The sequence below is a fragment of the Brevundimonas faecalis genome, assembly GCF_040549405.1.
In the GTDB taxonomy this organism is placed as follows: Bacteria; Pseudomonadota; Alphaproteobacteria; order Caulobacterales; family Caulobacteraceae; genus Brevundimonas; species Brevundimonas faecalis.
In genome coordinates this window covers 258,367-284,350 of the sequence record NZ_JBEPTF010000001.1, presented here as the reverse complement: position 1 = coordinate 284,350, position 25,984 = coordinate 258,367, and the positions used below count along the sequence as shown (strand labels likewise).

Sequence of the window (25,984 nt, the reverse complement as noted above, 5' to 3'; positions counted from 1 at the left end):
GTTCAGACTCTGGCGAGGAAGAAACAGAGTCCAATTCGTCTGAATAGTCTGAAATCGGCTTGAAGGAACCTAGCAGGCCGATACGTCAGACGGGGGCGTAATTCCTTCTCCCCTTGAGGGAGAAGATGGGCGCCGGAGGCGCTCGGATGAGGGGCGTCGGCGCGAGGTTACGAAAAAGGGGGCCGGCGACGAGCCTGAAAATCAGACCGCGCCGCCGACACCCCTCATCCGTCATGCTGACGCATGACACCTTCTCCCTCAAGGGGAGAAGGGTCTTGGTTGTGTTAGCGCGTCACGCCCAGTTCGCGCAGCAGGCGCGGCTGGTTGTAGACGTTGCGCAGGGCCTCGGTGACGGCGGCGGTGGAGACCGTCACCGTGCGGTTCAGGTCGCCGTCGTAGCCGAACGAACCGCCCAGGGAGTGGATGTTGCCGTCGAAGGCGGCGCCGATCACCTCGCCCCTGGCGTTGATCACCGGCGAGCCGGAGTTGCCGCCGATGATGTCGTTGGTCGAGACGAAGTCATAGACGACGGTCTTGTTGATGCGGCTTTCGGCATCGACGAAGCGGGCCGCCGCGTTGAACGGCTCGGCGCCCGTGGCGCGCTCGTACAGGCCGCCCATGTACGTGAAGGACGGGACGGTCACGCCGCGATAGGTCCAGCCCTTCACCTGGCCATAGGACAGGCGAAGCGAGAAGGTCGCGTCGGGATAGAGGTTGGAGCCGTAGACGGCGAAGCGGGCCTGGGCGACCTTTTCGGCGGCGCGGGCGGTCGGGCCGTTGACCCCGGCGTCCCACTGGGTGCGGAAGGCCTGGGCCGCATCGTCGTTGGCCAGGACGAAGGCGATCATCGGGTCGCCCGAGGCGGCCAGCTGTTCCGGCGTCATGGCCAGGGCTTCAGCGCGGAAGGCCGGGTCGATCAGCTTGGTCTCGACTAGGCGGGCGGCGATGCCCTCGGGATTTTCGCGGCCCAGCATCGACTTCACATTGGCGTTGTCGACCGTCAGGTATTCGCGAGTCTTGGACAACCAGAAGGACAGCTGGATCTCCTCGACGCCCTTGGCGATCGGGGCTTCCGAGGCCAGGCGACGGCCCAGGGCCGCGATGTCGCTGTCGGCGTAGCCGGGGCGGCGCTCGGCGACCGGCTTGGCGCGTTCCTTGGAGGCGCGGACGATGGCGCGGGCGTAGGAATAGAGGGTCGAACCGCCGCCGGCGTTCCCTTCCAACTGGCGATAGGGCAGGTAGAGGTCACGGGCCGTCGACTGGACCTTTTCCAGGTCCGCCCAGGGGTCGCCGATGCGCTGGACCAGGGCCGGGTCGGCGGCGACGCGCTGACGCAGCTCGGTCTCTTCCTGGCGCTTCTTGGCCATGAAGGCCGGATCGGTCAGGGCGCCCTGCTGGCCGTAATAGACCTTGAAGCTGTTCTCGAGACCGAAGATCGGGTCGAGGGCGACGCGCTTCTCTTCATCGCCCTGGGTCGAGTATTCGACCAGACGGCCGCGCAGTTCCGAACCCTGGATCAGGGTGACGGGGATCTGCTGATCGCGCAGGCGTTCCAGTTGGCTCATGGTCAGCAGGCGCTGGGTGGTGCCGGGGTTGCCCGCGACGAAGGTCACTTCGCCCTCGGCCGGGGCGTTGGCGTTCCACTTCAGGTGGTTGGGCGTCGAGACGGGCTTGCCGTCCTCATAGGCGCGCAGGAAGGCGGCATCGAGGGCGTAGCGCGGGAAGTTGAAGTTGTCGGGGTCGCCGCCGAAGAAGGCCGCCTGGAACTCCGGCGCGAAGGCCAGACGCACGTCCTCATACTTGCGGAACTTGTACAGGGCGTACTTGCCGCCGCGATAGAAGCTGATGACCTGGCATGTCAGCTTGCGGTCGTCGCCGCAGGCTTCCTTCTGGATCTTGTCGATCTCGGCCGAACGCGCCGTGACGAAGGCCGCGCCTTCCAGGCCGGCGCCAGCGCCCAGGACGCGGTCGGTCACGTCGACGATGTCGGTCAGGACCTCGGCCGTCTGGCCGGGGCAGGTCTTTTCCTCTTCGCGCGTCGCGGGCATCCAGCCGTTCTTGACGTAGTCGTTCTGGGCCGTGGACAGGTCCTGGACGCAGGAGATGACGCAGTGGTGGTTGGTCAGGATCAGGCCTTCGCCCGAGACGAAGGAGGCCGAGCAGCCCTGCAGGCGCACGGCGGCGTTACGGACGCGGTCCAGCCAGGCCTGGTCGATGCGCGTGCCGTACTTGTCGTTCACCGTCTGGATCGGGAAGTTGTCGAAGGTCCACATGCCCTCGTCGGCGCGGGCGGGCGATGCGGGCGCGCTGAAGACGGCGGCGGCCATGCCGAGCGCCGCCAGGGATGCGGTGTGGGTGATCATGCGACGAAGCGACATGGACGTCTCCGGATAGGCGGGACAGGACATCCCGCCTTGCTGTTGTTGCGCCGTCACTAGACCCGCAAGGGGAAGGGCCTCAACCCCCCGCGCCAAAGGTCGCATGTCGCGACGCCGCGAGGGCGCGCTCCAAGCTTACCCCGATTTAACTTGGCCCCGGGCCGGGGCGCGGTCAGATAACCATGCAAGTCAGGGGTTTGAAACGCGTCATGTCGCTCGCGCTGTCCACGCTGCTCTTCGAGTGGCGCCGCTATATGGCCGCCGTCATGGCGCTGGCCCTTTCGGGTCTGCTCGTGCTGGCGATGACCGGGGTCTTTATCGGCATCGGCAAGGGCTTCACCGCCCAGATCGAGCGCTCGGCCGCCGACATCATCATCATGCAGCCGGGCGCCAAGAGCCTGATCAACGGTCCGTCCGGCGTGCCCCGCCGCTTCATCCCCCTGGCCTACAACCACCCCGACGTGGTGGAGGTCCAGCCCCTGGACGGCGCCGGCGGCACCTTCCAGTCCATCAATGAGGTGGACCCGACCCGCAGCCAGGCCGAAAGCGCGGCGCAGGGCGCTCCGCGTCAGAAATTCGTCCAGTCCAGCATCATCGACACCACGCCGGGCTCGGTCACCATTCCCACCGACTATTCCCAGGAACTGGTCGACGCCCTGCGCCAACCCTACACCGTCGCGGTCGACGAGACGGCGCTGAAGACCCTGGGCGTCAAGCTCGGCGACAAGGCCCTGTACAACGGCCAGACCGTCACCGTGGTCGGGATCACCCGCGGCTATCCCAACATGATGCAGCCGGGCGTGGTCATGTCCCGCGACACCCTGCGGATGCTGGGCCAGGCAGACACCGGCCCGCGCGTCGGCCCCCTGATGATCAAGCTGCGCGACCCGGCCAGGGCCCAGATCGTGGCGACCCAGTTGAACGCCATGGGCAAGGGCCAGTGGAAGGCCTGGACCCGCCAGGAATTGGCCGACGCCAACGCCGGCGCCATGTTCGATGAAGGCATCCTGGTCATCATCATCGGCGGCTGCGTGGTCCTGGGCACCATCATCGGCGTGGCCATCACCTGGCAGACCCTGCGCGGCGCCATCATGGCCAACATCAAGGAGTTCGCCTCGCTGCGCGCCCTGGGCGTCGGCATGGGGTCGCTGCGTCGCATCGTCATGGAACTGAGCTTCTGGGTCGGCGTGGTCGGCGTGGGCGCGGCGATCTTCCTGACCTGGCTGGTCTCCCTGTTCGCCCTGGCCAACGCCGTCATCATCTCCCTGCCCCCGATCCTGCTCATCGTGGTCGGCGGCGGCCTGATCCTCATCGCCATGCTCTCGGGCTTCCTGTCGATGGGCATCCTCAAGAAGAGCCAACCTGCGGACCTGCTGCGATGAACACCATGACTTTTGGGCATACGAAAGCGCACGGCAAGCACGGCGAGTTCGCCATCGAGGCCAAGGGCCTGATCAAGCGGTTCAAGTCCGGCAAGAACTATGTCGAGGTGCTGAAGGGCGTGGATTTCGACGCCCGCCACGGCGACCTGACCATGGTCATGGGGCCGTCCGGATCGGGCAAGTCGACCCTGATCGCCGCCCTGTCGGGCCTGCTCCGGCCCGAGGAGGGCCGGGTCGACGCCCTGGACATGGACGACATGTGGGCCTTCTCGTCCGGCAAGATCGACAAGTTCCGCCTGGACCACTGCGGCTTCATCTTCCAGGGCTTCAACCTCTTCCCCTCGCTCAGCGCCCTGCAGCAGGTGACGACGGTGCTGAAGTTCCAGGGACTGACGCCGGATCAGGCCAAGAAGCGCGCCACGCTCGCTCTGGAAGAAGTCGGCCTGGGCCATCGCCTGCACCAACGCCCGGCGGCCCTGTCCGGCGGCGAGAAGCAGCGCGTCGCCATCGCCCGCGCCCTGGCCAAGGATCCGCAGATTCTGTTCGCCGACGAGCCGACCTCGGCCCTGGACGGCGAGAACGGCCAGGTGGTCATCAAGCTTCTGCGCCGGGCCGCCACCGAACACGGCGCGGCGGTCATCTGCGTGACCCACGACCCGCGCCTGGAAGCCTGGGCCGACCGGGTCATCCACATCGAAGACGGCGTGATCATCGACGATCAGCGCCGCACCCCCAATCCCGAAGTCGCCCAAAACACGACTTTGGCCTCGCACTGACACCGATCCTCCGAGGACGCCTCACATGCCCGCTTTCCTGAAAAACAAATGGCTCTGGATCGGCCTCGTGCTGCTGGTCCTCATCATCGGCGGTTTCGTCTTCTTCCAGAAGTCGAGCGCGGCCAAGAAGGCCGAACAGGCAGCCGCCGCCGAGAAGAAGGTGGAGAGCCCCTACGCCGCCATCGCCAACGCCAAGGTGGATGTCGAAGGCGGCATCATCCAGATCGCGGCGCGCCGCGGCGGGGTGGTGCGCGACGTCCTGGTGCAGGAAGGCGACCGCGTGACCGCCGGCCAGATCCTGGCCCGCCAGGAAGACGACGAGCCGCGCCTGGCGCTGCAGACCGCCGCCGCGACCCTGGCCGAGACTGAAAGCCAGCTGCGCCTGATCAACGTCGACATCGCCACGGCCCAGCGCGAATACGACCGTCTGCAGAAACTGGCGGGCACGAACTTCGTCGCCGCCCAACGCCTGGACCAGGCTCGCGACGCCATCGCCTCGGCCCAGGCCCGTCTCGGCTCGCAGCAGTCGGCGGTCCAGACTGCCCGCGCCCGCCGCGACGAGGCCGCCTATAACGTCGAGTTGACGGTCATCCGCGCCCCGGCCGACGGCCGCATCGTGCGCCGCTACGCCAACCCCGGCGCCGGCGCCTCGACCCTGAACGTGTCCAACATGTTCGATCTGGAGCCCGACGCCCCACGCATCGCCCGCGCCGAGATCGTCGAGGCCGATATTCCGAACGTGGCGGTCGATCAGGCGGTCGAGATCACGCCCGAAGGCGACCCGAGCAAGGTCTACATCGGCACGGTCCTGCGCCGCGCCGCCGTCTTCGGCGCCCGCAAGCTGGCCTCGGACGACCCGTCGCAACGCTCGGACGAGCGCGTGGTCGAGGTGGTCGTGGCCGTCAAGGACGCCCCCCTGCTGATCGGCCAACGCGTCCTGGTCAAGTTCATGAAGCCCGGCGAAACCGCCGGCGCCAAGCGCGATACGAGCATCACGGGCGTCCCGGCCGCCCGGGCCATGCAGGCTCCCCCGCGCCGCTGAGCCTCACAGCGCCGAAAACGGAAAGGGACGCCGCGAGGCGTCCCTTTTTCGTTGTCGTCCCAGCGCTCCGCCCGAAGGTTGAAGCCGGAATTGAAAAACCCCGGTCGTTCTGACCGGGGTCGATTGATGGATCTTGAAACCTCGCGGCTACGCGCGCGGTCGTTTGATCGTAATGGGCACGAAGTTCGAAGGATGACTGACCACGCGATCATTCGCGCTGTTCATCTGCTTCGTATTGACCAGCATCCCGCCCCACAGGGCGAAGGACATCATGGCGTGCTGCAGGTTGCGTTGTTTGTCGTTCATTTTTGGCGTCTCCTTCCGTTGAACGATGAAAGAAGACGCGTCGTGCTTATCGGGAATCTCACCGTCATAGTCGTCGCGTCGAGAGTGAAGATAGCGACACCTGCCCAAAAGTCAAGTTTTTTGGTCAGAACCCGGACATCTTGTAGCGATAACGTCACCGAACCATGAGCCAGCCGACCGCCCCTGCAAGCCGCCCCATCCCCCGGCCCGTCGCCACGCCCTGCGTCATGGTCTGCACCGTGGACGGGGCGTCCGGCCTGTGCCTGGGCTGTTTTCGCACCCTCAAGGAAATCGCGACCTGGAGCCGGATGAGCGAGGACGAACGGGCGGAGATCATGCAGGGCCTGTCCGACCGACGCAGCCAGATCGACCCCGCCCTGCTGGGCGAATAAGCAAACTCCTCCCCCGCTTCGCAGGGGAGGAGCAAAGCAGCCGCGTAAACCTTTCATTCGCCGTATCGTTTCACCGGACGCCAAGACCCTGGGGCGCATAAGGGCGGCATGATCCGCTTCGACCCGCGCTCCGCCGTCGTCTTCGCCGCCGCCCTGGCGACGTCGTTCGCCTGCGCCGGCGCCCTGCGCTGGATCGACGGCGCCGGCGAGGCCCAGGCCGCCGCCGCGACCGTTCCTTCGGTCGTGCGCGCCGTGGACGGCCACTACTGGGCCGAAGCCATGGTGGACGGGCGGCCGATGCGGATGCTGGTCGACACCGGCGCCAGCCTGGTGACCCTGAGCCGCGCCGACGCCGCGCGGGCGGGCGTTCCCGTCGAGGCCGACGACTTCACCCGAACCCTGCATACGGCCAGCGGCCCGATAAAGGCCGCCCCCGTGGTCCTGCCTTCGCTGGCGGTGGCCGGAGTTCGCCTGACCTCGGTCGAGGCCCTGGTGGTGGACGGCGACATGCCCGCGCCCCTGCTGGGCATGAGCTACCTGGGCCGCCTGTCCGCCTTCGAGGCCGGTCCCCACGGCCTGACCTTCCGGGGTTAATCCCCAGAAAATCCTCCCCCGTTCACGGGGGAGGAGAAGAAACCCCGTCCCTAGCTCCTGCGGTGGAGCGGCAAGGGCGAACGTCAGCGGCGGCCGAAGGGCACGACCTTGTTGTCCCGGTCATGGCCGATGTCGGCGGCGCCCAGATAGGGAATACCCGAACGCTCGCACCAGTAGCGGACAATCTCCTCCGCCGTCAGGCCGAAGTCGGGGTCGTTGGGCGTGACGTCGGAAACCCGGCCCAGGCGAATGCCCGCCACGCGGCGGATCGAGGCCTGGCCTGTCAGGTGGAACATCATCCGATCGACGCGGTAGAGGGCCTCGGACACCTCTTCCAGCATGAGGACATGGCCGCTCAGATCCGGCTCCAGCGCCGTGCCGACCAGTTCGTTGAGGATGGTGAGGTTGAAGGCGACGGCGGGGCGCGTCTCGTCCCGCAGCGACGGCTCCAGCGAGGCCGGGTCGCCGTGGCGCAGCCATTCGACCGCCCGCCGCCCCGTCGCGTCATGCCGCGCGCCATCCGACGCCATCGGCCCGTGGGCCAGATGCGGAAAGCCCGCCTTGTAGAGCAGGGCCAGCAGGCTGCCCGCGTCGGAATAGCCGAGGTAGCGCTTCTTGCGCGCCACGTCCGTCAGTTGCGGCAGGACGGCCTCGGCGATGCGACAGGAACCGTAACCGCCGCGCGCGAACCACACGGCGTCCAGACGCGGATCATTGGCGAACTCGATGAAGGCGCGGGCGCGCGTGGCGTCGTCGCCGCCGAAATGGCCGTGCGTCTCGAACAGGGCCGGATGGAGGACCAGCCGCACGTCGCCGTCGGGATAGGCCTGGTCCATCCAGGCCTGGATCGCCTCTCCCCGCGCGGGGTCCAGACGCGAGCTGGCGTTCACCACGCCGATCTTGAACGGTTCGGACATAGGGATGGGGCTGGCCTCCGGCGTCGCCCGTGCTAGTCAGGCCGCCGGACATTCCCCGGTTTCGCGCGTCAAAATCAAGCCGATGAACAAAGACTATTTCTTCTGCGGCGTCGGCGGGTCCGGCATGCTGCCCCTGGCCATGATCGTTCAGGCTCAGGGAAACCGCATCGCGGGCTCCGACCGGGCGCTGGACCAGGGCCGGACGCCGGACAAGTTCGACTGGCTGCGCGCCCACGGCGTCGCCCTGCACCCCCAGGACGGATCGGGCGTGACCCGCGTTGATCAGATCGTCGTCGCTACCGGGGCGGTCGAGGACACGGTGCCGGACATCGGCGCGGCCAGACGCGTCGGCGCGACCATCAAGACCCGGCCCCAGTTGCTGAGCGAACTGTTCAACGCCGCCCCGACCTCGATCGGCGTGGCCGGGACCAGCGGCAAGTCCACCATCACCGGCATGATCGCCTGGGTCCTGGATCGGGCGGGCCGCAAGCCCACCGTGGTCAACGGCGCGGTGATGAAGAATTTCGCCGACGCGGACCATCCCTTCGCCAGCGCCCTGGTCGGCGGCCCGGACCTGTTCGTTGCCGAGGTGGACGAGAGCGACGGCTCCATCGCCCGCTATGACCCGACGGTGGCGGTCGTCTCCAACATCTCTCTGGACCACAAGTCGATGGAGGAACTGCGCGACCTGTTCGGCGGCTTCGTCGGCCGGGCGACGACGGCGGTGCTGAACCTCGACAATCCCGAGACGGCGGCCCTGGCGCAGGAACTGGCGCCCGGCAAGGCGATCACCTTCGCGCTCGGCGAGGAAGAGGCGGACCTGTCGGCGCATGATCTTCAACCCCTGCCGACGGGCATGCGCTTCGAACTGCGGGCGCGCGGCGAGGCTCCGCGCGCGGTCGTGCTGAACGTGCCCGGCGCGCACAATGCCGCCAACGCCCTGGCGGCCCTGGGTGCGGTCAAGGCTCTGGGCGTGTCGGTCGACGACGCGGTCGCGGCGCTCGAAACCTTCGCCGGCATCCGGCGACGGCTGGAGGTGGTGGGGACGCAGAACGGCGTCACCGTCGTCGACGACTTCGCCCACAACCCGGACAAGATCGCCGCCACCCTGAAGACCCTGCACGCCTTCGACGGCCGCCTGCTGATCCTGTTCCAGCCCCACGGCTTCGGCCCGCTGAAGCTGATGAAGTCCGAGTTCATCGAAGGCTTCGCCGGCCTGATGCGTCAGGACGACGTCCTGCTGATGCCGGAACCCGTCTACTACGGCGGCACCACCGACCGCAGCGTGGGGTCCGAGGACATAGCGACCGGCGTGCGCGAGGCGGGCCGCCGCGCAGAGGCCCTGGCCACGCGCGCCGATTGCGGCGACCGCATCCTGGAACTCGCCCGTCCTGGAGACCGGGTCGTGGTCATGGGCGCCCGCGACGACAGCCTGTCCAGCTTCGCGGCGGAGCTCTTGGCGCGACTTTAACCGTCAGTAGGCGGACATAGTTTAAAATTGACGTTGTAAAACATTCACTTCTGGAAAATCCGCTGTTAAGCGCCCCTGCCCTATCGCCCTAGGCCTAACGGCGTGGGGGACGGACGAATGGCCAGGATCGGAGACTTTGCGGACCAGGCCGCGCCGATGGCGCTGGACGCGCCCGGCGCCGAGGCCTTCGACCGTTTCCAGGCCGAGCCGGACACCCTGGTGATCGCCGTGACGGACGCCCAGGGGCGCCCCGTCGGCCTGATCGAGCGCAACGCCTTCACGCTGAAGATGGCCGCCGAGTTCGGGCGGGCCCTCTACGCCCGACGGCCGGTCTCGGCCCTGATGGACCCCACGCCCCTGCTGGTCGACGCGGAAGCTTCAGCCGACGACCTGTTCCAGACGCTGGACGCCGCCGATCTGGGCGCCCTGCTCAAAGGCTTCGTCGTGGTGAAGGAAGGGCGGTATTTCGGGGTCGGCGCCGGGCTGCACGTCCTGCAGGTCGGCGCCGCCATCCATCGCCGCCGCGCCGAGGCCATGGCCGAACTGGCCCAGAGCCTGTCCCGCGCCGAGGCCGAGGCCCGCGCCTCCAGCCGCGCCAAGTCCGAATTCCTGGCGGTGATGAGCCATGAGATCCGCACCCCGCTGAACGGCGTCCTGGGCGTCGCCGCCCTGATGGAGCGGGAATTGAGCCAGGAGACCCTGCGCCCCCATGTGCGGACCATATTGGATTCGGGGAACAGCCTGCTGCGCCTGCTGACCGACGCCCTGGACATGTCCCGCGCCGAGGCCGGCGTCCTGACGCTCGAACCCGCCCCCCTGGATCTGGAGGCCGTAGCCGCCGACCTGGCCGCCCTGTGGCGCCCGCGCGCCGAGGAAAAGGCCCTGACCCTGGCCGTGACGGCGGACACGGCCGCGGCCCGCTGGCTCGTCGGAGACGAGATGCGGCTGAAGCAGCTCCTGAACAACCTGATCGGCAACGCCCTGAAGTTCACCATGGCCGGAGCGGTGAAGGTGCGGCTGACCACGCGGCTGGAGGACGGGCGCGTCGCCCTGTCCGCCCTGGTGGACGACAGCGGGCCGGGGATCAGCGAAGCGGCCGCGGCGGCGATCTTCGAACCCTTCAACACCGGCGAGGCCGGGCGGCGCGGCGCGGGCGCCGGCCTGGGCCTGGCCATCTGCCGACAGATCGTGGAACGGATGGAGGGGCGACTGTCGGTCGAGCGTTCGCCTCTGGGCGGCGCCCGGTTCCGCTTCGATCTCCACCTGCCCCTGGCCGAGGCCGACGCCCGCCGCGTCCACGGCCTGGACGCCGATCCGACCCCGCACGAAACCCTGCACGTCCTGGTGGTGGACGACCACGCCGCCAACCGCTTCGTCGCCGGCAAGGTGCTGGAGCTGTTCGGCTGTTCCCACGAAACGGCCGAGGACGGACGGGAAGCGCTGGAGCGGGCGCAGATCGCACCCTTCGACCTGATCCTGATGGATGTGAAGATGCCGGTGATGGACGGGGTGACGGCGACCCGCGCCATCCGCGCCCTGCCCGGGGCGGCCGGCGCCACGCCCATCCTGGCCCTGACCGCCAACGCCGATCCGCGCGACGAGGCCGAGTATCTGGCGGCGGGCATGCAGGGCGTGGCCCAGAAGCCGATCCAGCCGGAGGCCCTGCTGAACGCCATCCGCCTGGCCCTGTCGCGCCAGCCCGCCGCGCGGGCGGCCTGACCCGGCTGAACCGCGGCATTCGAAAGCGCGAATAGCATTGCTAATCGTTCGCAGGGTGTGGCAGAGCCGTCGGCGTGACCCAAGCCGCCGCCCCATCTCCCGCCGAGACGCCCGCCAAGCCTGTTAAGGCCAAGGCGGCGCTGAACGCGCGGCGGTCCTTCTGGCTGAAGCAACTGCACAGCTGGCACTGGATTTCGGCGGCGGTCAGCTTGGTCGGCATGATCCTGTTCGCCGCGACGGGGATCACCCTGAACCACGCCGCCCAGATCCCGGCCGAACCGACGACGAAGGAGGCGACGGCGACCTTGCCCGCGCCCCTGCTGACGCGCCTGACCGACTTCCCGGCCGAGACTACCGATCCGGTTCCCGCCCCCGTGGCCCGTTGGGCGGCCGACGCCTTCAAGGTGCAGATCGCGGGCAAGCCGACCGAGACGACGGCCGAGGAGATCTACGTCGCCCTGGCCGCGCCCGGCGGCGACGGATGGCTGACCATCGACCGTTCAACCGGGGAGGCCGTGCATGAAAAGACCACGCGCGGCTGGATCGCCTACCTCAACGACCTGCACAAGGGTCGGAATACCGGAAAGGTCTGGTACTGGTTCATCGACGTCTTCGCCGCAGCCTGCGTGATCTTTTCCATGACGGGTCTGGCCCTGCTGTGGCTGCACGCGCGCGGCCGCCCCTCGACCTGGCCGATCGTGGGCCTGGGTCTTCTGATCCCCGTGGTCATCGCCCTTCTGTTCATTCACTGACGAGCCTCCTCCCATGCGCAAGCTTCCCCTCGTCCTGACCGCCGCCGGCCTTTCGACCGCCGCCGCGCCTGCCGTCGCCGCCGACCTGCAGGTGTCGATCGAGGTGCCCCGCATCTCCAGCGCCTCCTACCACCGCCCCTATGTCGCGGCCTGGATCGAACGCGCCGACCAGACCAACGCCCGCACCCTGGCCGTCTGGTATGATCAGGCCCTGCCGAACGCCGAGGGCAAGGACTGGCTGAAGGATCTGCGCACCTGGTGGCGCAAGGGCGGCCGCGCCATGGCCATGCCCGCCGACGGCGTCTCCGGCCCGACCAAGGCCCCCGGCCGTCACGCCGTTAATGTTCCGGGCGCCCGCCTGAGCGCCCTGCCCGCCGGCCAGTACGTCCTGGTGGTCGAGGCCGCCCGCGAACTGGGCGGCCGCGAGGTCGTGCGCGTTCCCTTCCGCTGGGGCGCGGCCAATACGGCCACGGTTTCCGGCTCCACCGAACTGGGCGCCGTGCGCGTCACCGTGACCCGCTGAGGACATGACCATGAAGAAGACCCTCGCCCTCCTGTCGCTGGCCGCCGTCCTGGCCGCCCCGCTTTCCGCCCAGGCGCACCGCGCCTGGCTGGCGCCGACCTCGACCGTCCTGTCCGGCTCCGACGCCTGGGTCGGCTTCGACGCCGGCATGTCGAACGGCGTCTTCATCCCCGACCACGCCGCCATGCGCCTGAACGGCCTGGTCATCACGGCGCCGGACGGCTCGACCGCCCAGGCCGAGAACCTGATGCAGGCCAAATACCGCTCTAGCTTCGACCTGCACCTGACCCAGGCCGGCACCTATCGCATCGCCAATGTCGGTTCGGGCTTCCAGGTCAACTACAAGCAGGGCGGCGAGCAGAAGCGCTGGCGCGGCGCTGAAGCCGAGTTCCTCGCCGCCATCCCCGCCGATGCGACCGAGGTCCAGGCCACCCGCACCGACAGCCGCACCGAGACCTTCGTCACCCTGGGCGAGCCCACCGACCTGACGCCGACCGGCAAGGGCCTGGAGCTGGCGCCCGTCACCCACCCCAACGATCTGGCCGCCGGCGAAGCCGCGACCTTCAAGCTGCTGAAGGACGGCCAGCCCGCCGCCGACGTGGAAGTGACCATTGCCCGCGGCGGCACGCGCTATCGCGACAATCCGGAAGAGATCACGGTCAAGACGGGCGCGGACGGCGCCTTCACCGTGACCTGGCCCCAGGCCGGCCTCTACTGGCTGGGCGCCTCGGTGCGCACGGCGGGCGTGAACGGCCAGCCCGGCTCGAACGCCTCGTGGAACGGCGCGCTGGAAGTCCTGCCCTGACCACGAAACGCTCCAGCTCGGCCCCGCCGCCGCTCCAGCTCGGGGCGACGGTTGAAGGCCGTCAGGATACGCGCGTCCTGATCCCGCCGACCGCACGCGCGCCCGAGCGGCCGCCCAGCGACCTGATCTGGTCGCTGGCGGGGGAAAGCATGGGCACCACCTGGTCCGTGCGTCTGGTCCCGCCGATGGGAACCACGCAGGAGGCGTTTCAGGCGGCCGTTGAAGAGGAACTGGCGCGCATCATCGCCCTGTTCAGCCCCTGGACGCCCGCCAGCGAGATCAGCCGCTTCAACCACGCCCCCGCCGGGACCTGGGAGCTGTCGCCTGATTTCTGGACCCTGTTGAACGCCGCTCTGGATCTGGCTGACGACGTCAACGGCGCGGTCGATCCGACCCTGGGGGCCCTGGTTGACCTGTGGGGCTTCGGACCGCCGGGACCGCGCGATCCGCTCAATCCCCTGCCCTCCGCCGAGGAGGTCGAGGCGGCCCTGGCCGTGTCGGGCTGGCGAAAGCTGCGGCTGAACCGCGACGCGCGGGCCGCGGTGCAGCCGGGCGGGATGAAGCTGGACTTTTCCGGCATCGCCAAGGGTCACGCCGTGGACCGGGTCTCCGCCCGCCTGACCAAGATGGGCGCGACCTCGCACCTGGTCGAGATCGGCGGCGAGTTGCTGGGGCGCGGCGTCAAGCCCGACGCCCAGCCCTGGTGGGTCGAGATCGAGACCGCGCCGGGCTCGCCCGCCCCGCAGACGGTGGCCGCCCTGTTCGACGTGGCGGTGGCCACGTCAGGCGACTGGCGGCGAGCCTTCGTCCATGAAGATCGCCTCTATCCGCATACTCTGGACGGCTCGACCGGGCGGCCGGTGGACAACGGCCTGGCCCAGGTGACGGTCTTCGACGCCTCGGCCATGCGCGCCGACGCCCTCGCCACGGCCCTGACCGTTCTGGGTCCCTATGACGGGCCGGAGTTAGCCGAGGCCATGCAGATCGCCGCCCATTTCGTCGAGCGCACGCCGCGCGGCCTGGTCGAGCGGATGACGCCCGCCTTCGCCGCCATGATGGACGAAGAAGAAGCCTGATCGTGACCGCCGACGTCTCCCGCTGGCTGTGGACGGCCGTCACCGTCGCCCTGTGGCTGGGCCTGGTCGGCCTGACCGTCTGGCGCGTGCGCGCGGCCGCCCGCAGGGCCGCCGAACAGGGCCGCGCCCTGGCCCCGGCGGCGGGCGAGGACACCGTCCTGATCGCCTTCGCCAGCCAGACCGGCTTCGGCGAGGAACTGGCCTGGATGACCGCCCGGGCGCTGGGCGACGGCGGCGTCGGCGCCCGGCCCCTGTCGTTTTCCGATCTGAACCTGGAGACGCTGAAAGGCGCGCGACGCCTGCTGGTGATCGCCTCGACCACCGGCGAGGGCGACGCTCCCGACGGCGCCGCCCGCTTCGTTCGCCAAGCGATGAAGACCGAGGTCGACCTGTCGCACCTCTCCTATGGCCTGCTGGCCCTGGGCGACCGCTCCTATGACGCCTTCTGCAGTTTCGGCCATGCGGTCGGCGACTGGCTGGACGCCTGCGGCGCACAGACCCTGTTCGACCGGGTCGAGGTGGACGACGGCGACGCCGGCGCCATCCGCCACTGGCAGCACCAGTTGAACCAGATCACCGGCTCGACCACGGCTCCCGACTGGACCCCGCCTGCCTATGACCGCTGGCGGCTGGTCGAGCGACGCCTGCTGAACGCGGGAAGCCCCGGCGGCGAAGCCTGGCATCTGGCCTTTGAGCCGATCGACCACGCCCCGGACTGGGCGGCCGGCGACATCGCCGAAGTCGGCCTGCCCGTCCGCGACGGCGAGCCGTCGGCCAGTCGTGAATACTCGGTCGCCTCCCTGCCCTCGGACGGGCGGGTCGAGTTCTGCATCCGACTGATGACCTATCCGGACGGAAAACCCGGCCTGGCCTCAGGCTGGCTGACGCAGGACCTGGAAGTCGGCGGCGAGACGGCCATGCGGGTCCGCGCCAACCGCGGCTTCCACGCCCCGCCGCCGGAAGCCCCCATCATCCTGATCGGCAACGGCACCGGCATCGCCGGTCTGCGCGGGCATCTGAAGGCCCGTGCGCAACACGACAAGACCGGCGGCGCCTGGCTATTGTTCGGCGAGCGGACGCAGGCGCACGACGCCCTCTATGACGCCGACCTGCAGGCCTGCCTGGCGACCGGCGTCCTGACCCGCCTGGACCGGAGCTTCTCGCGCGACGGGGGCGAGAACCGCTACGTACAGTCGCTGGTGGCCGAGCACGCCCGAACAGTCGCGGACTGGGTCGATCGCGGGGCCTATGTCTATGTCTGCGGCAGCCTGGAAGGCATGTCCAAGGGCGTCCACGCGGCGCTGGAGGCGGCGCTGGGAGAAGAGCGACTGACGCGGCTGACGGACGCTGGGCGCTATCGGCGAGACGTTTACTAGCTAACCCTCTCCCGATGGGAGAGGGTTCTCAGACCTCCGACCACCGCCTGAGCAGGTTGTGATACAGCCCGGTCAGTTCGATCACCGCCTGATCCTTCGGCCCCTTGTCCAGATTGACCCTCTGGGTCGCCACGTCCAACCGAAACAGGCTTTCGCGGTCGGCGTCGTCGCGGACCAGGCTTTGCAGCCACATGAAACTCGAGACGCGGGCGCCCCGCGTGACCGGCGTGACCTGGTGCAGGCTCTTGGACGGATAGAGGACCAGATCGCCGGCCGGCAGCTTGACCGACTGCGATCCATACAACTCCTCGATGATCAGTTCGCCGCCGTCATAGTCCTCGGGCTCGGACAGGAAGAGGGTGGCCGACAGGTCGCTGCGGATGCGGACGTTGTCGCGCTGGCGGATGGCGTTGTCGACGTGGACGCCGAACTCCCCGCCGCCTTCATAGCGATTGAAAAGGGGCGGAAAGATCGTGTGCGGCAGGGCGGCGGAGACGAACATCGGATTGGCGTTCAGGGCCTGGACCACCAGGGTCGAGACCTCGCGCGCCGCGTCGCTGTCCTCGGGCAGTTGCAGGTTCCGCTTGGCCGTCGCCGACTGATGGCCCGAGGTCATGTTGCCGTCGGCCCAGGGGCCGGCGTCCAGGGTCCGGCGCAGGGCGGCGACCTCGGCCTTGGTGAAGACTTCGGGAATGTGCAGCAGCATGAAGGCCTCGATCAGATGCGCATCGGCCCCGCCGTTCGGAGGAACGACGGGGCCGACATGATGGCGCGAAACGCGAACGCTTAGTAGCGCAGGTTCAGCGTCAGGATGGCGGAACGCCCCGGCGCCACGTCGGCATGGTGCACGCCGTTGGTGCGGATGATGTATTCCTCATCGCCCGCGTTCTGGACGTTCAACTGCAGCGAGGCGCTGTCGTTGATCTCATAGGAGGCGAACAGATCGACGCGGGTGTATTCCGGCGCATAGACGCGGTTCGTACCGCCGCCGGCGCCACCCTGGTTGCCGCCCCACGACTTGGAGACGTAGTAGACGCCGCCGCCCAGGCTCAGCTTGGGCATGACCCGGTAGGTGGTGAACAGGCTGGCGCTGTGCTCGGGCGTATTGGCCAATTGCTGACCCTGCAAGGGGTTGGGGATCGCCACCGGAGGCGTGCCCGTCGTCAGGACCGCCGCGCGCGTCAGCTCCGAATCCATCCAAGTGTAGCCACCGAAGACCTGCCACTTGTCGGTGATGTTGCCCGACACGCCCAGTTCCAGACCCTTGACCTCGGCTTCGCCGACCTGCTCGTACTTGCCCACGTCCACCAGGATGGCCGCGTTCTTGCGCGTCAGATGGAACAGGGCGCCGCTGAGCGCCAGACGGTCGCCGAACAGATTGGCCTTGGCGCCGATCTCGAAGCTCTCCGTCTCTTCCGGATCCAGAACGGTCGCGATGAAGTTGCCGCTGCCGGTGCTCGTGCCCGTGTTCTGATCGCCGGCCGAGATGGTCGGCGGCGTCGAAGAAGTCGAGAAGGAGGCGTAGAGGCTGCTGTTCGCCGTCGGCTTGTAAACCAGGCCGACCTGATAGTTGACGAAATCCCAATCGCCGCTGGACGGCGTATAGACCGGCGCAGCGACCGTACCTGTGGCGTTGACCCCCTCGACCGAATAGTCGTCCCAGCGCAGCCCCAGATTCAGGATCAACTTCTCGCCGAAGTGGATGGCGTCGAAGGCGTAGACGCCCAGGGCGTCGGTGTCGCTGGTGCTGACCACACCGCGCGTAATCGTGCCGGTCCACGGGTCGTTCGGATTGGGGGCGTAGACCGGGGTGCAGTCGACGCCGGTCAGGGGCGCCGGACAGGCGCTGCCCGTCAGGGTCGTCACCGTATAGGAGGCGTTCTTGTTCTTCTCACGCGACACTTCCAGGCCGATGTCGAAGTCATGCTTGATGCCGCCGGTCAGGAAGGAGCCGTGCAGGTCGGTGACGTTGGCCAGGGTTTCGGCCGGGTTCCAGCGCGACTTGAGACCGCGCTTCATCCACCAGACGCCGTTGATCTGTTGGGCGTTTCCGCCGTCGCCGGGGTTGGTGACGACATAGTCGTTCAGCGTCTGCGAATACCGGGTGACGTTGCGGATCGCCAGGTTGTCGTTGAAACGATGCTCGATCTCCAGCGTCAGGCTGTCGACCTTGTTGTTCAGATAGTCGCGCGCCTTCAGGCCGTAGAAGCTGTCGTAAGGCACGTCCAGGATGCCCGAGGCGTCCGGGCGCGGCGCGGTCGCACCGCCGCGCTTGGTGTAGAGCGGGATGCCGTAGTCGGGCATCTGGTCGCTGTCGAGGTGATAGTAGCTGGCCGTGATCGTGGTGGGCGTGCCCAGGCCGACGGCGATCGCGGCGCCCACGCCCCACTTGTCGAAGTCGACAGCGTTGCGGCCGGCGACGTCGCCTTGCGAGGCCATCAGGTTCAGGCGCATGGCGGCCGTGGGGCTGACCTGCCAGTTGGCGTCGACCGTACCGCGCAGATAGCTGTCCGTGCCGGCGCCGACCGAGCCGTTGACGAAGTTGGTCAGGCGCGGGGCCTTGGAGCCCAGGTTGATGCTGCCGCCGCCCGAGCCGCGACCCGAATAGACGGAATCGGCGCCCTTGATGACTTCCACCTGCTCCAGGTTGAAGACTTCGCGCTGCTGGCCGCCGGTGTCGCGGATGCCGTCGACGAAGATGTTGTTGCCCGAGGCCTGGCCGCGGATGAAGGGACGATCGGCCAGGGGCTGGCCGCCTTCGCCGGCGCCGAAGGTGATGCCCGGCGAGGTGCGCAGGATGTCCTGCAGCGAGGTGGCGGCGGTCTGTTCGATGATCTGCTGCGGGATCACCGTCACGGTGCGCGGCGTGTCGACCAGGGGGGTGACGAACTGCGGATCCTTGGGCTCGCGCTTCACGCGTTGGCCGTTGACGTCGATGGTTCCCAGATTGGTCGCGTCCTGCGTCACGTCCGCCGTCGTGACCGGCGCTTCATCGGCGGCCAGGGCGGCGGGGGCGGCGCACAGCATGCCGGCGGCGCTGGAGGCGAAGAGCAGCGCCTTGAGCGCGGACGAGCGGGGATCGGACATGGGGGAGGAACCAGTCGGTTGAGTTGAGACCGGCTCGCAATATCATCATTTCCCCCTGCGACAATCTGACTCCTGCGACTAAATCGCAATTGCGGCAGAGATGTCACACTCCCGTCGCAAGCCCGCCGTCAGACCGGCTTGGCCACCGCCTTCATCGAGGTTGCGGGATCGGCCAGCAGACCGGCGTCGACCGGGGTCACCTTGCCGATCAACTGTCGCCCGCCCATGAACTCGGCCGGAGCGTTGACCGCCTCGACGCAGAGGATGCGGTCGCCGTTCATATGGAAGACCGCGAAGGACCCGCTCGCCGGATCGCCGCGCACGACCTGACGGTCGGCGTCGAAGGGCAGGCCCGCGATCTGCAGCTTCAGGTCGTACTGGTCGGACCAGAACCAGGGGACTTCGGGGGCCGGGGCCGCACGGCCGACGATGGCCGCCGCCGCCTGCTTGGCCTGTTCCAGGGCGTTGGGCACGCTCTCCAACCGGTGCATGAGCCCGCCATGGACGGGAATGGGACGGTGGGTCGCGTCGCCGATCGCATAGATGGACGGATCGGCGGTGCGGGCGTTCTGGTCCACCGTCACCCCGTTCTCGCAGGGCAGGCCCGCCGCCCGCGCCAGGCTCTCGCGCGCCAGGGCGCCCACCCCGACCAGGACCGCATCCGCCCCGATCAGGCGTCCGTCCGCCAGGCGCACGCCCTCGTCCTCGAAGCCCGTGACCTCGGCGCCGGTCAGGATCTCGACGCCATGTCGACGATGATAGTCGGTGAAGAAGGTCGACAGGATCTCGGAGGCGACCCGGGCCAGCACCCGATCCATCCGTTCGATCACCACCGCCTCTGCGCCCAGGGCCCGGGCCGAGGCCGCCGCCTCCAGCCCCACATAGCCGCCGCCGACGACGGCCAGCCGCTTGCCCGGCGCCAGGGCCGCCTTCAATCGCTCCGCGTCCTCCAGGGTGCGCAGTTCCAGCAGGTCCGCGCGATCCGCGCCGGGAACCGCCAGCTTCCGCGCCATGGAGCCGGTCGCCAGGATCAGAACGTCATAGGCTTCGACCGTTCCGTCGGCGAAGGTCACGGTCTTGCCCGCCGCGTCGATCGCGGTGGCCGTGACCCCGGTGCGAAGCTCTATGGCCTGTTCGGCGTAGAAGCTTTCAGGGCGCAGCAGCAGGTCGTCCAGACCCGCCTCCCCCTTCAGCCAGGCCTTGGACAGGGGCGGCCGCTGATAGGGCGGCGCCGTCTCCTCCCCCGCCAGGACGATCTCGCCCTCGAATCCGTATTGTCTCAGCAGCGCCGCCGCCGAGCCCCCCGCGTGTCCCGCGCCGATAATCAACACCTTGCTCATGGCGGCACAGATAGGACGGCGATCATCGGGTGACGAGGGGCGGAATGCGCCTTTCGGCGAACTGCCCGAAACGGCTCAGCAGTTCGGGCAGTCCGGCAGGGCGCCGGCTTCGAGTTGCAGGGTGGTGTGGCTGATCTCGAAACGACCGCGCGCCAGGCTCTGCGCCTCGGCCAGAAGGGCGTCGGCGTCCGGTCTCTGGTGCACGATATGGGCGGTCAGGGCGGCGTCAGTGGTCGACAGGCCCCAGACATGCAGGTCGTGCACCGCAGTCACCCCCGGCAGGGCCAGGATGGCCGTGCGGATCTCCGCCACGTCCAGGCCGTTCGGCGCGGCGTCCAGCGCCAGGTTCACCGAATCCTTCAGCAGGCCCCAGGTGCCGGCCATGATGACGGCGACGATGACCAGGCTGACCAGACCGTCGATCATGGCCCAGCCGGTGAACAGGATGACGGCGCCCGCGATCACCACGCCCAGCGACACGGCGGCGTCGGCCATCATGTGCAGATAGGCGCCCCGCACGTTCAGGTCCTTGTGCTGATCCTTCATGAACAGCAGGGCCGTGCCCAGGTTGATGACGAAGCCTATGCCCGCCACGATCATGATGACGCCGGACTGGACCGGCGCGGGTTCGGCCAAGCGCCGCACGGCCTCGAAGGCGATGGCGCCGCAGGCGAAGATCAGCAGCAGGGCGTTGGCCAGGGCCGCCAGCACCGTGGCCTTGCCGTAGCCGTAGGTCCGCTTCGGCCCCGCCGCGCGCCGCGCCAGCCAGGCCGCCCCGCCCGCCAGGGCCAGGCCCAGGACGTCCGACAGATTATGCCCCGCATCCGCCATCAGGGCGGTGGAATCGGCCCACAGGCCGGCCCCGAACTCGCAGACGACGAAGGCCAGGTTGACGATCAGGCCGACGGCGTAGCGCCAGTCCCCCGTATCCACCGGTCCATGATGATGGCCGCCGATCCCGTGCGAGTGACCGTGGTCGTGGGAATGGCCGCGCGCGCCTCCCGCGCCATGATCATGGTCGTGGTCGTCATGCCCATGATCGTCATGAGCGTGGTCATGGTCGTGTGCGTGATCGTGCGCCATGCCGATTGTCTAGGCCTGCTTCCCGTGGAAGGTCAATAAAGACGAACGCAAGTCATTGAATGTAAATATATAACCTATCAGACCCTAGTGCTGATGGGTCATGACCAGCAGGCCGATGACGATCAGGGCCACGCCCAGAATCGCGCCTTCGTAGCGCGCCCAGCGCTCCAGCCGCAGGATCGAATATCCGGCGCTGGCCAGGGCGGCCAGCAGGGTCATGCCCAGCACCGTCCCCGCCGCGAAGCTGAGGGTCAGAAGACCCAGGGCCACGACCCCCTCCGTCGCCGAGGACAGATAGATGGGCAGCAAGACCTCGCCCGGCGTCACCGCCATCATCAGCACCAGTCCCCAGAAGGCGGCGCGGTCGGACACGGCGGGCTCGGGAACCTCGGCCTCCGGCCCCAGGGCCGTCACCGGCTTCCGCAGGGAGGCCCGCGCCAGATAGAAGGCGCCGAACAGGAAGAGCAGGGCCGCCGACAGATGCGGCAGAACCCCGTCGATCCAGGTGTTCAGGGCGATCCCCGCCGCCACGATCAGGGAGCCGACCAGGGCCGTCGACAGGATATGCCCCAGACCGGCCGCCACCGCCGCGCCCATGACCCGTCCCAGGCTCCACCGCTGCGCCCGCCCGACAAGGACGAAGGGCAACCAATGGGTCGGCAGGGCCGCATGCAGGAAGGCTGCGACGAATCCACCGCCCAGGAGCGAGATCAGGACCGGTTGCTGAAGATCGTGCGGCGTCATTGTGCGACGCCTATATACTGTTACTTTGTAACGGTCGAGAGCGAAGTCGGCGGAAGTTCGCCCCTCTCCGCCTCCACGCGCCGCCTGATTCGACTGAGCGCCACGGGCGTGACGCCCAGATAGCGGGCGATATCGATCTGCATCAGACGCGACGCCAGCGCCTCCTGCTCGGCCACGAACCGCCGATAGCGCGCCTCCGCCGACAGACACAGGAGATCATGCTCGCGGATCTCCTTTCTGAGGGCCGCGCCCTCGGACAGGTCGAGAAAAAGGGAAGCAAGCCTCGCATCCCGGCGCATCGCGTCCCGGAAGCGGTCATAGCCGACGACCGCGATCTCGCTCTGTTCGAGACAGGCGGCCGAGAAGGCGCTGCTCCCGTCCCCGATCTGCGACCGCCGCGAGCCGAACAGGCCGCCGTCGACGATGAAGCTCTTGATCCTCTCCCGGCCGTCCCGCGTCACATAGAAGAGCTTCACCAGCCCGCGCCTCAGCACATAGACGTCGCGCGCCGCGTCGCCCTGCCGGAAGACGACCTCGCCCTTCTCGAAACCGCGCGGCCGACCCAGACCCAGGCTCGGATCGGCTTCCAGACGCTCCAGTAAGAGATCGAACCCCACGCGCCCTCCCCGAAAAGATCGCCCGGCTGAACCCGGGTTAAGTCGCCGCCGCTCTTCGCCGGGCATGACGGCCCCTCCATTCCTAATGCAGAGGTCCCCATGCTGTCCCGCCCGCGAAAAATCCTTCTCACCGGGGGCTCGTCCGGCATCGGCCGCGTCCTGGTCGATCGTCTTCATGCGGCCGGTCACGATCTCGTTGTCCTGGGACGCTCGGAAGCCGCCCTGTCGGACCTGAGGCGCGAGGCTCCGACGCTCGCGACCTATCGCTGCGACCTGTCGAACCAGCAGGACGTCGAGGACGCCGCCGCGGCGATCTGGAGCGACCATCCGGACATATCCGTCCTAATCAACAACGCCGGCGTGCAGTTCACGCCCCGTTTCACCGAGGCCGGCTTTCGCTATGACAGCGTCCGCTACGAGACCACGGTCAACTTCCTGGCCCCCGTCTGGCTCAGCCTGCTCAGCCTGCCCGGACTGCTGTCGCATCCCGACGGCGGCCATGTGGTCAACATCTCTTCCGGCCTGGCCTTCTATCCCAAGACGGGCTCGGCCGTTTACTGCGCCTCCAAGGCGGCGCTTCATTCCTTTTCCCAGAGCCTGAGATACCAACTGGAGGGCGGCGTGCGCGTGACCGAGGTCGTCCTGCCCATGGTGGACACCCCCATGACCCGGGGACGCGGCGGCAGGAAGATATCCGCCGACCAGGCCGTCGACGAGATCATGCGCGGGCTCCGGCGCCGTCGCGCGGAGATCTATGTGGGACGCGCCCGCCTCATTCCCCTGCTGGCCCGCATCGCTCCCGGCCGGCTCCGCGACATCCTTCGGCGCGGATGACGGCGACGCGATTCGCATGCGCCTCTTGCCGCCCGACGACAAATCAGGCCACATCTGCGCTCTAAGGCCGCCTTCCGTCGGCTTTTGCCCGCAACAGGCCCCTTTCGCGTTGACTCTGGCGCGACCTTCCGTATATGTCGCCGCTCTTCGCCCGCGGGGGTCGCTCCGGCGGGCGCATTCTTTTTTGCGTTCACGCTGAGGCTTCATAATGTACGCGGTGATCAAGACCGGCGGAAAGCAGTACCGGGTCCAACCGGGCGATGTGATTGTTGTCGAGAAGATCGACGGCGACGCTGGCGCTGCCGTCAACTTCGGTGAAGTCCTCATGCTGGGCGGCGACAAGGGCGTTACGGTCGGCGCTCCGCTGATCGACGGCGCCGCTGTCGCAGCGACCCTGATCGAAACCCGCAAGGGCGAGAAGGTGAAGATCTTCAAGAAGATCCGTCGCCAGGGCTACCGCCGCACGAACGGCCATCGCCAGATGGAATCGGTCCTGCGCATCACCGGCATCGAAGGCGCCGGCGAGAAGGCCAAGTGGGACGGCAAGGTCGAGCTGATCACCAAGGCCGAGATCAACGCTCGCGCCCGCGGCCTCGCCCCGCGCGTCGAAGCTGTCGAAGCCGAGGCTCCGAAGGCCAAGAAGGCTCCCGCCAAGAAGGCCGCCCCCAAGGCTGAGGCCTCTGAAGGCGCCGAAGCCTAAGAGTTTCCACCGGCGCTGGATCAGCGCCAGACCAGATCGACAGGGTGCGCTCAAGTAGGCCGAATGGCCGGTAGCGCCCCAAGAAGAGGAGCAGCAAGATGGCTCACAAGAAATCCGGCGGTTCGTCGCGTAACGGTCGCGACTCCGAGTCGAAGCGCCTTGGCGTGAAGAAATACGGCGGCGAGAAGGTTCTGGCCGGCAACATCCTCGTGCGTCAGCGCGGCACCACCTTCCACCCGGGCGACAACGTCGGCCTGGGCCGCGACCACACCCTGTTCGCCACCGTAAACGGCTCGGTGAAGTTCACCACCAAACGTGGCGGTCGTTGTTACGTGTCGATTCTCGCGGCCAATGACGACGCTCAGGCGATGGCCGCCGAGTAACACGAACCAGGAAATCTCCCGGATCGTGTTGCTCTCGACAGCAGCCCGATCCGGACCAGGGAAATTTTCCGCGGGGAGTCTGGATCACCAGGCTCCCCGTTTGCGTTTCCCCGCCTCGAAGCCGCCCGAGCCCTCCAAGGAGGCGGCGCCGAAGACATCGAGGCTGTCATGTGCGTGATCGAATCTTCTCCCGTCGTCGAGACGCGGCGCCTGTTGCTGCGCGCGCCCGGCGCCCAGGACGTCAGCCGCATTGCGGCCCTGGCCAACGACCGCGACATCGCCCGCATGACCAAGCGCATGCCCCACCCCTTCCGTGTCGAGGACGCCGAGGACTTCGTCCTGCACGTCGCCTCTCAGGACCCGAAGAGAGCCAACACCTTCGTCATCGAGCACGAGGACCTGGGCCCCGTCGGGGTCGTGGGCCTGTTCGAGGGCGAGGACCACGTGCCCGAGACCGGCTACTGGATCGGCCGCGAGTTCTGGGGTCGCGGTTTCGCCACCGAGGCCCTGGAAGGCGCCCTGGCCTGGGCCTCGCGGCGTTGGAAGCGGCGCGCCCTGGTGGCCGGCCACTTCGCCGACAACCCCGCCTCCGGCCGGGTGCTGGAGAAGGCCGGCTTCCTGTACACCGGCGAGACCCGTCGCGCCTTCAGCCAGGCGCGAGGCGAGATCGCCGATACGCGGATGATGGTCTGGCTGGCCTGATAGGTCGCGGAATTCGCGGGGTTTTCGATCAACGGCGCAGTTTTTTCGCAAAACTGAAAAAAGCCTGTTGACCACCCCGAGGGTCCCCCCTATTAGTCCGCGCCTCGGCGGGGCGACCCACCGGGCCCAGGTGGCGGAATTGGTAGACGCGCTGGCTTCAGGTGCCAGTGGCCGAAAGGCCGTGGAGGTTCGAGTCCTCTCCTGGGCACCATATTCTCAAACGGCGCTGTATCCGATCGGGTGCGGCGCCGTTTGTCATTCCGGCCCTGTTTTTCTTCCACCCGATAGCGATGAAGACGATCAGGCGTCCTAGCGATGCCGCGCGGTTCGTCTATGTTGTCCCCAGACTGAACACCCGAGCGTTTTGCCGATGACCGTTTACCTGCACGAAGGCGACCTGCCCGACGGCCTCGATCTGGGCCCTGAGGTCGCGATCGATTCCGAGACCATGGGCCTGCGCTTCCGCCGCGACCCCCTGTGCGTGGTGCAACTGTCGTCCGGCGACGGAAACGCCCATGTGGTGCGCCTGAACCGCCCGACCTACGACTGCCCGAACCTGAAGCGGCTGCTGGCCGACCCCAAGGTGCTGAAGATCTTCCACTTCGGCCGGTTCGACATCGGCATGTTCGACCTGCACCTGGGCGTGGAGACCCGGCCGGTCTATTGCACCAAGATCGCCTCCAAGCTGGCGCGCACCTACACCGACCGTCACGGCCTGAAGGACGTGGCCAAGGAACTGGCCGGCGTGGACATGTCCAAGGCCCAGCAGAGCTCGGACTGGGGCTCGACGGAGCTGAGCCAGGCCCAGTTGGACTACGCCGCCTCGGACGTTCTCTACCTGCACGCCATCAAGGCGCGCCTGGACGAGATGCTGGCCCGCGAAGGCCGCGCCGATCTGGCCCGCGCCTGTTTCGACTTCCTGCCCGTGCGTTCGCGTCTCGACCTGGCCGGTTGGGACGAGATCGACATCTTCGCCCACGCCTGA

At 68.0% G+C, this 25,984-nt stretch carries 26 protein-coding genes and 1 tRNA gene; 18 read left to right on the top strand and 9 right to left on the bottom strand.

All coding sequences use genetic code 11. The features are described from left to right. Positions 1 to 284 precede the first annotated feature (284 nt). Positions 285 to 2,378: a S46 family peptidase gene (locus tag ABIE19_RS01270; protein ID WP_354087298.1), complete on the bottom strand. Its 2,094-nt coding sequence runs from the start codon at positions 2,376 to 2,378 to the stop codon at positions 285 to 287. 209 nt (positions 2,379 to 2,587) lie between these two features. Here ABIE19_RS01270 and ABIE19_RS01265 point away from each other — a divergent pair, with 209 nt between their 5' ends. The 3 genes from ABIE19_RS01265 to ABIE19_RS01255 are packed head-to-tail and all read left to right on the top strand — an operon-like array spanning position 2,588 to position 5,578. Further along, positions 2,588 to 3,760, top strand: coding sequence for an ABC transporter permease (locus tag ABIE19_RS01265; RefSeq protein ID WP_354087297.1), 1,173 nt, complete (start codon positions 2,588 to 2,590; stop codon positions 3,758 to 3,760). Further along, positions 3,757 to 4,536, top strand: a complete 780-nt coding sequence (locus tag ABIE19_RS01260; RefSeq protein WP_354087296.1) for an ABC transporter ATP-binding protein — start codon at positions 3,757 to 3,759, stop codon at positions 4,534 to 4,536. Before ABIE19_RS01265 ends, ABIE19_RS01260 begins: the two co-directional genes overlap by 4 nt. 25 nt (positions 4,537 to 4,561) lie before the next feature. After that, positions 4,562 to 5,578 (top strand): HlyD family secretion protein, encoded by a 1,017-nt coding sequence (locus tag ABIE19_RS01255; protein ID WP_354087295.1) that lies wholly within the window; start codon positions 4,562 to 4,564, stop codon positions 5,576 to 5,578. Between the two features lie 147 nt (positions 5,579 to 5,725). On the opposite strand, the gene ABIE19_RS01250 is transcribed toward ABIE19_RS01255, so the two are convergent. Beyond that, a complete protein-coding gene (locus ABIE19_RS01250) occupies positions 5,726 to 5,884 on the bottom strand; it encodes a hypothetical protein (protein WP_354087294.1) in 159 nt (52 codons plus the stop codon). 164 nt (positions 5,885 to 6,048) lie between these two features. On the opposite strand from ABIE19_RS01250, the gene ABIE19_RS01245 reads away from it, so the two are divergent. Beyond that, positions 6,049 to 6,276 (top strand): DUF1289 domain-containing protein, encoded by a 228-nt coding sequence (locus tag ABIE19_RS01245; protein WP_354087293.1) that lies wholly within the window; start codon positions 6,049 to 6,051, stop codon positions 6,274 to 6,276. Positions 6,277 to 6,384: 108 nt separating this feature from the next. Further along, a complete protein-coding gene (locus tag ABIE19_RS01240; protein ID WP_354087292.1) occupies positions 6,385 to 6,870 on the top strand; it encodes a retropepsin-like aspartic protease family protein in 486 nt (161 codons plus the stop codon). A gap of 83 nt (positions 6,871 to 6,953) precedes the next feature. Here ABIE19_RS01240 and ABIE19_RS01235 read toward each other — a convergent pair whose 3' ends face one another. After that, the gene (locus ABIE19_RS01235) at positions 6,954 to 7,787 is read right to left on the bottom strand and encodes an LD-carboxypeptidase (RefSeq protein ID WP_354087291.1); all 834 of its coding nucleotides are present in this window, start codon (positions 7,785 to 7,787) and stop codon (positions 6,954 to 6,956) included. An 82-nt stretch (positions 7,788 to 7,869) separates the two neighbouring features. Here ABIE19_RS01235 and ABIE19_RS01230 point away from each other — a divergent pair, with 82 nt between their 5' ends. The 7 genes from ABIE19_RS01230 (at position 7,870) to ABIE19_RS01200 (ending at position 15,509) form a co-directional block, all read left to right on the top strand. Then, positions 7,870 to 9,258 carry a glutamate ligase domain-containing protein gene (locus tag ABIE19_RS01230; protein WP_354087290.1) on the top strand — a complete coding sequence of 463 codons (1,389 nt, stop codon included), beginning with the start codon at positions 7,870 to 7,872 and terminating at the stop codon, positions 9,256 to 9,258. A 117-nt stretch (positions 9,259 to 9,375) separates the two neighbouring features. Further along, positions 9,376 to 10,977 (top strand): ATP-binding protein, encoded by a 1,602-nt coding sequence (locus ABIE19_RS01225; protein ID WP_354087289.1) that lies wholly within the window; start codon positions 9,376 to 9,378, stop codon positions 10,975 to 10,977. Positions 10,978 to 11,051: 74 nt separating this feature from the next. Beyond that, a complete protein-coding gene (locus ABIE19_RS01220) occupies positions 11,052 to 11,729 on the top strand; it encodes a PepSY-associated TM helix domain-containing protein (RefSeq protein ID WP_354087288.1) in 678 nt (225 codons plus the stop codon). 13 nt (positions 11,730 to 11,742) lie between these two features. After that, positions 11,743 to 12,252 (top strand): DUF2271 domain-containing protein, encoded by a 510-nt coding sequence (locus ABIE19_RS01215; RefSeq protein ID WP_354087287.1) that lies wholly within the window; start codon positions 11,743 to 11,745, stop codon positions 12,250 to 12,252. Between the two features lie 10 nt (positions 12,253 to 12,262). Then, the gene (locus ABIE19_RS01210) at positions 12,263 to 13,057 is read left to right on the top strand and encodes a DUF4198 domain-containing protein (protein ID WP_354087286.1); all 795 of its coding nucleotides are present in this window, start codon (positions 12,263 to 12,265) and stop codon (positions 13,055 to 13,057) included. Next, positions 13,027 to 14,133 (top strand): FAD:protein FMN transferase, encoded by a 1,107-nt coding sequence (locus tag ABIE19_RS01205; protein ID WP_354087285.1) that lies wholly within the window; start codon positions 13,027 to 13,029, stop codon positions 14,131 to 14,133. The genes ABIE19_RS01210 and ABIE19_RS01205 overlap by 31 nt, the downstream gene beginning before the upstream one ends. Positions 14,134 to 14,135: 2 nt before the next feature. Beyond that, positions 14,136 to 15,509, top strand: coding sequence for a sulfite reductase subunit alpha (locus tag ABIE19_RS01200; RefSeq protein WP_354087284.1), 1,374 nt, complete (start codon positions 14,136 to 14,138; stop codon positions 15,507 to 15,509). Positions 15,510 to 15,537: 28 nt separating this feature from the next. On the opposite strand, the gene ABIE19_RS01195 is transcribed toward ABIE19_RS01200, so the two are convergent. The 6 genes from ABIE19_RS01195 to ABIE19_RS01170 all read right to left on the bottom strand — a co-directional run bounded on the left by ABIE19_RS01195 (position 15,538) and on the right by ABIE19_RS01170 (position 22,380). Beyond that, entirely contained in the window at positions 15,538 to 16,215 is a 678-nt protein-coding gene (locus tag ABIE19_RS01195) for a Fe2+-dependent dioxygenase (protein WP_354087283.1), read from the bottom strand. 80 nt (positions 16,216 to 16,295) lie between these two features. Then, positions 16,296 to 18,596, bottom strand: a complete 2,301-nt coding sequence (locus ABIE19_RS01190; protein ID WP_354087282.1) for a TonB-dependent receptor — start codon at positions 18,594 to 18,596, stop codon at positions 16,296 to 16,298. A 128-nt stretch (positions 18,597 to 18,724) separates the two neighbouring features. Beyond that, positions 18,725 to 19,936: an NAD(P)/FAD-dependent oxidoreductase gene (locus ABIE19_RS01185; RefSeq protein ID WP_354087281.1), complete on the bottom strand. Its 1,212-nt coding sequence runs from the start codon at positions 19,934 to 19,936 to the stop codon at positions 18,725 to 18,727. Between the two features lie 75 nt (positions 19,937 to 20,011). Next, entirely contained in the window at positions 20,012 to 21,019 is a 1,008-nt protein-coding gene (locus ABIE19_RS01180) for a cation diffusion facilitator family transporter (protein ID WP_354087280.1), read from the bottom strand. An 84-nt stretch (positions 21,020 to 21,103) separates the two neighbouring features. Beyond that, entirely contained in the window at positions 21,104 to 21,763 is a 660-nt protein-coding gene (locus ABIE19_RS01175) for a hypothetical protein (protein WP_354087279.1), read from the bottom strand. A 20-nt stretch (positions 21,764 to 21,783) separates the two neighbouring features. Then, a complete protein-coding gene (locus tag ABIE19_RS01170; protein ID WP_354087278.1) occupies positions 21,784 to 22,380 on the bottom strand; it encodes a Crp/Fnr family transcriptional regulator in 597 nt (198 codons plus the stop codon). Positions 22,381 to 22,479: 99 nt separating this feature from the next. Between ABIE19_RS01170 and ABIE19_RS01165 the strand changes: the two genes are divergently transcribed. The 6 genes from ABIE19_RS01165 to ABIE19_RS01140 all read left to right on the top strand — a co-directional run bounded on the left by ABIE19_RS01165 (position 22,480) and on the right by ABIE19_RS01140 (position 25,984). Next, positions 22,480 to 23,214, top strand: coding sequence for an SDR family oxidoreductase (locus ABIE19_RS01165; protein WP_354087277.1), 735 nt, complete (start codon positions 22,480 to 22,482; stop codon positions 23,212 to 23,214). Positions 23,215 to 23,422: 208 nt separating this feature from the next. After that, complete coding sequence (gene rplU / locus ABIE19_RS01160; protein WP_354087276.1) at positions 23,423 to 23,914, top strand: 50S ribosomal protein L21; 492 nt, start codon at positions 23,423 to 23,425, stop codon at positions 23,912 to 23,914. Positions 23,915 to 24,012: 98 nt separating this feature from the next. Then, the gene (gene rpmA, locus ABIE19_RS01155) at positions 24,013 to 24,297 is read left to right on the top strand and encodes a 50S ribosomal protein L27 (protein WP_207823383.1); all 285 of its coding nucleotides are present in this window, start codon (positions 24,013 to 24,015) and stop codon (positions 24,295 to 24,297) included. A 168-nt stretch (positions 24,298 to 24,465) separates the two neighbouring features. After that, on the top strand, positions 24,466 to 24,999 hold the full coding sequence (locus tag ABIE19_RS01150; RefSeq protein WP_354087275.1) for a GNAT family N-acetyltransferase: 534 nt from the start codon (positions 24,466 to 24,468) through the stop codon (positions 24,997 to 24,999). Positions 25,000 to 25,123: 124 nt separating this feature from the next. Continuing rightward, positions 25,124 to 25,210, top strand: a tRNA-Leu gene (locus tag ABIE19_RS01145). A 159-nt stretch (positions 25,211 to 25,369) separates the two neighbouring features. Further along, positions 25,370 to 25,984 (top strand): ribonuclease D, encoded by a 615-nt coding sequence (locus ABIE19_RS01140; RefSeq protein WP_354087274.1) that lies wholly within the window; start codon positions 25,370 to 25,372, stop codon positions 25,982 to 25,984.

What these genes read in the sequence shown, in the direction of transcription:
- ABIE19_RS01175 (WP_354087279.1), bottom strand. Translation starts at nt 21,763, where the DNA reads ATGACGCCGCACGATCTTCAGCAACCGGTCCTGATCTCGCTCCTGGGC.
- ABIE19_RS01180 (WP_354087280.1), bottom strand. Translation starts at nt 21,019, where the DNA reads ATGGCGCACGATCACGCACACGACCATGACCACGCTCATGACGATCAT.
- ABIE19_RS01235 (WP_354087291.1), bottom strand. Translation starts at nt 7,787, where the DNA reads ATGTCCGAACCGTTCAAGATCGGCGTGGTGAACGCCAGCTCGCGTCTG.
- ABIE19_RS01140 (WP_354087274.1), top strand. Translation starts at nt 25,370, where the DNA reads ATGACCGTTTACCTGCACGAAGGCGACCTGCCCGACGGCCTCGATCTG.
- rplU (WP_354087276.1), top strand. Translation starts at nt 23,423, where the DNA reads ATGTACGCGGTGATCAAGACCGGCGGAAAGCAGTACCGGGTCCAACCG.
- ABIE19_RS01190 (WP_354087282.1), bottom strand. Translation starts at nt 18,596, where the DNA reads ATGTCCGATCCCCGCTCGTCCGCGCTCAAGGCGCTGCTCTTCGCCTCC.
- ABIE19_RS01245 (WP_354087293.1), top strand. Translation starts at nt 6,049, where the DNA reads ATGAGCCAGCCGACCGCCCCTGCAAGCCGCCCCATCCCCCGGCCCGTC.
- ABIE19_RS01150 (WP_354087275.1), top strand. Translation starts at nt 24,466, where the DNA reads ATGTGCGTGATCGAATCTTCTCCCGTCGTCGAGACGCGGCGCCTGTTG.
- ABIE19_RS01260 (WP_354087296.1), top strand. Translation starts at nt 3,757, where the DNA reads ATGAACACCATGACTTTTGGGCATACGAAAGCGCACGGCAAGCACGGC.
- ABIE19_RS01210 (WP_354087286.1), top strand. Translation starts at nt 12,263, where the DNA reads ATGAAGAAGACCCTCGCCCTCCTGTCGCTGGCCGCCGTCCTGGCCGCC.
- ABIE19_RS01250 (WP_354087294.1), bottom strand. Translation starts at nt 5,884, where the DNA reads ATGAACGACAAACAACGCAACCTGCAGCACGCCATGATGTCCTTCGCC.
- rpmA (WP_207823383.1), top strand. Translation starts at nt 24,013, where the DNA reads ATGGCTCACAAGAAATCCGGCGGTTCGTCGCGTAACGGTCGCGACTCC.
- ABIE19_RS01215 (WP_354087287.1), top strand. Translation starts at nt 11,743, where the DNA reads ATGCGCAAGCTTCCCCTCGTCCTGACCGCCGCCGGCCTTTCGACCGCC.
- ABIE19_RS01230 (WP_354087290.1), top strand. Translation starts at nt 7,870, where the DNA reads ATGAACAAAGACTATTTCTTCTGCGGCGTCGGCGGGTCCGGCATGCTG.
- ABIE19_RS01240 (WP_354087292.1), top strand. Translation starts at nt 6,385, where the DNA reads ATGATCCGCTTCGACCCGCGCTCCGCCGTCGTCTTCGCCGCCGCCCTG.
- ABIE19_RS01195 (WP_354087283.1), bottom strand. Translation starts at nt 16,215, where the DNA reads ATGCTGCTGCACATTCCCGAAGTCTTCACCAAGGCCGAGGTCGCCGCC.
- ABIE19_RS01270 (WP_354087298.1), bottom strand. Translation starts at nt 2,378, where the DNA reads ATGTCGCTTCGTCGCATGATCACCCACACCGCATCCCTGGCGGCGCTC.
- ABIE19_RS01165 (WP_354087277.1), top strand. Translation starts at nt 22,480, where the DNA reads ATGCTGTCCCGCCCGCGAAAAATCCTTCTCACCGGGGGCTCGTCCGGC.
- ABIE19_RS01265 (WP_354087297.1), top strand. Translation starts at nt 2,588, where the DNA reads ATGTCGCTCGCGCTGTCCACGCTGCTCTTCGAGTGGCGCCGCTATATG.
- ABIE19_RS01225 (WP_354087289.1), top strand. Translation starts at nt 9,376, where the DNA reads ATGGCCAGGATCGGAGACTTTGCGGACCAGGCCGCGCCGATGGCGCTG.
- ABIE19_RS01185 (WP_354087281.1), bottom strand. Translation starts at nt 19,936, where the DNA reads ATGAGCAAGGTGTTGATTATCGGCGCGGGACACGCGGGGGGCTCGGCG.
- ABIE19_RS01255 (WP_354087295.1), top strand. Translation starts at nt 4,562, where the DNA reads ATGCCCGCTTTCCTGAAAAACAAATGGCTCTGGATCGGCCTCGTGCTG.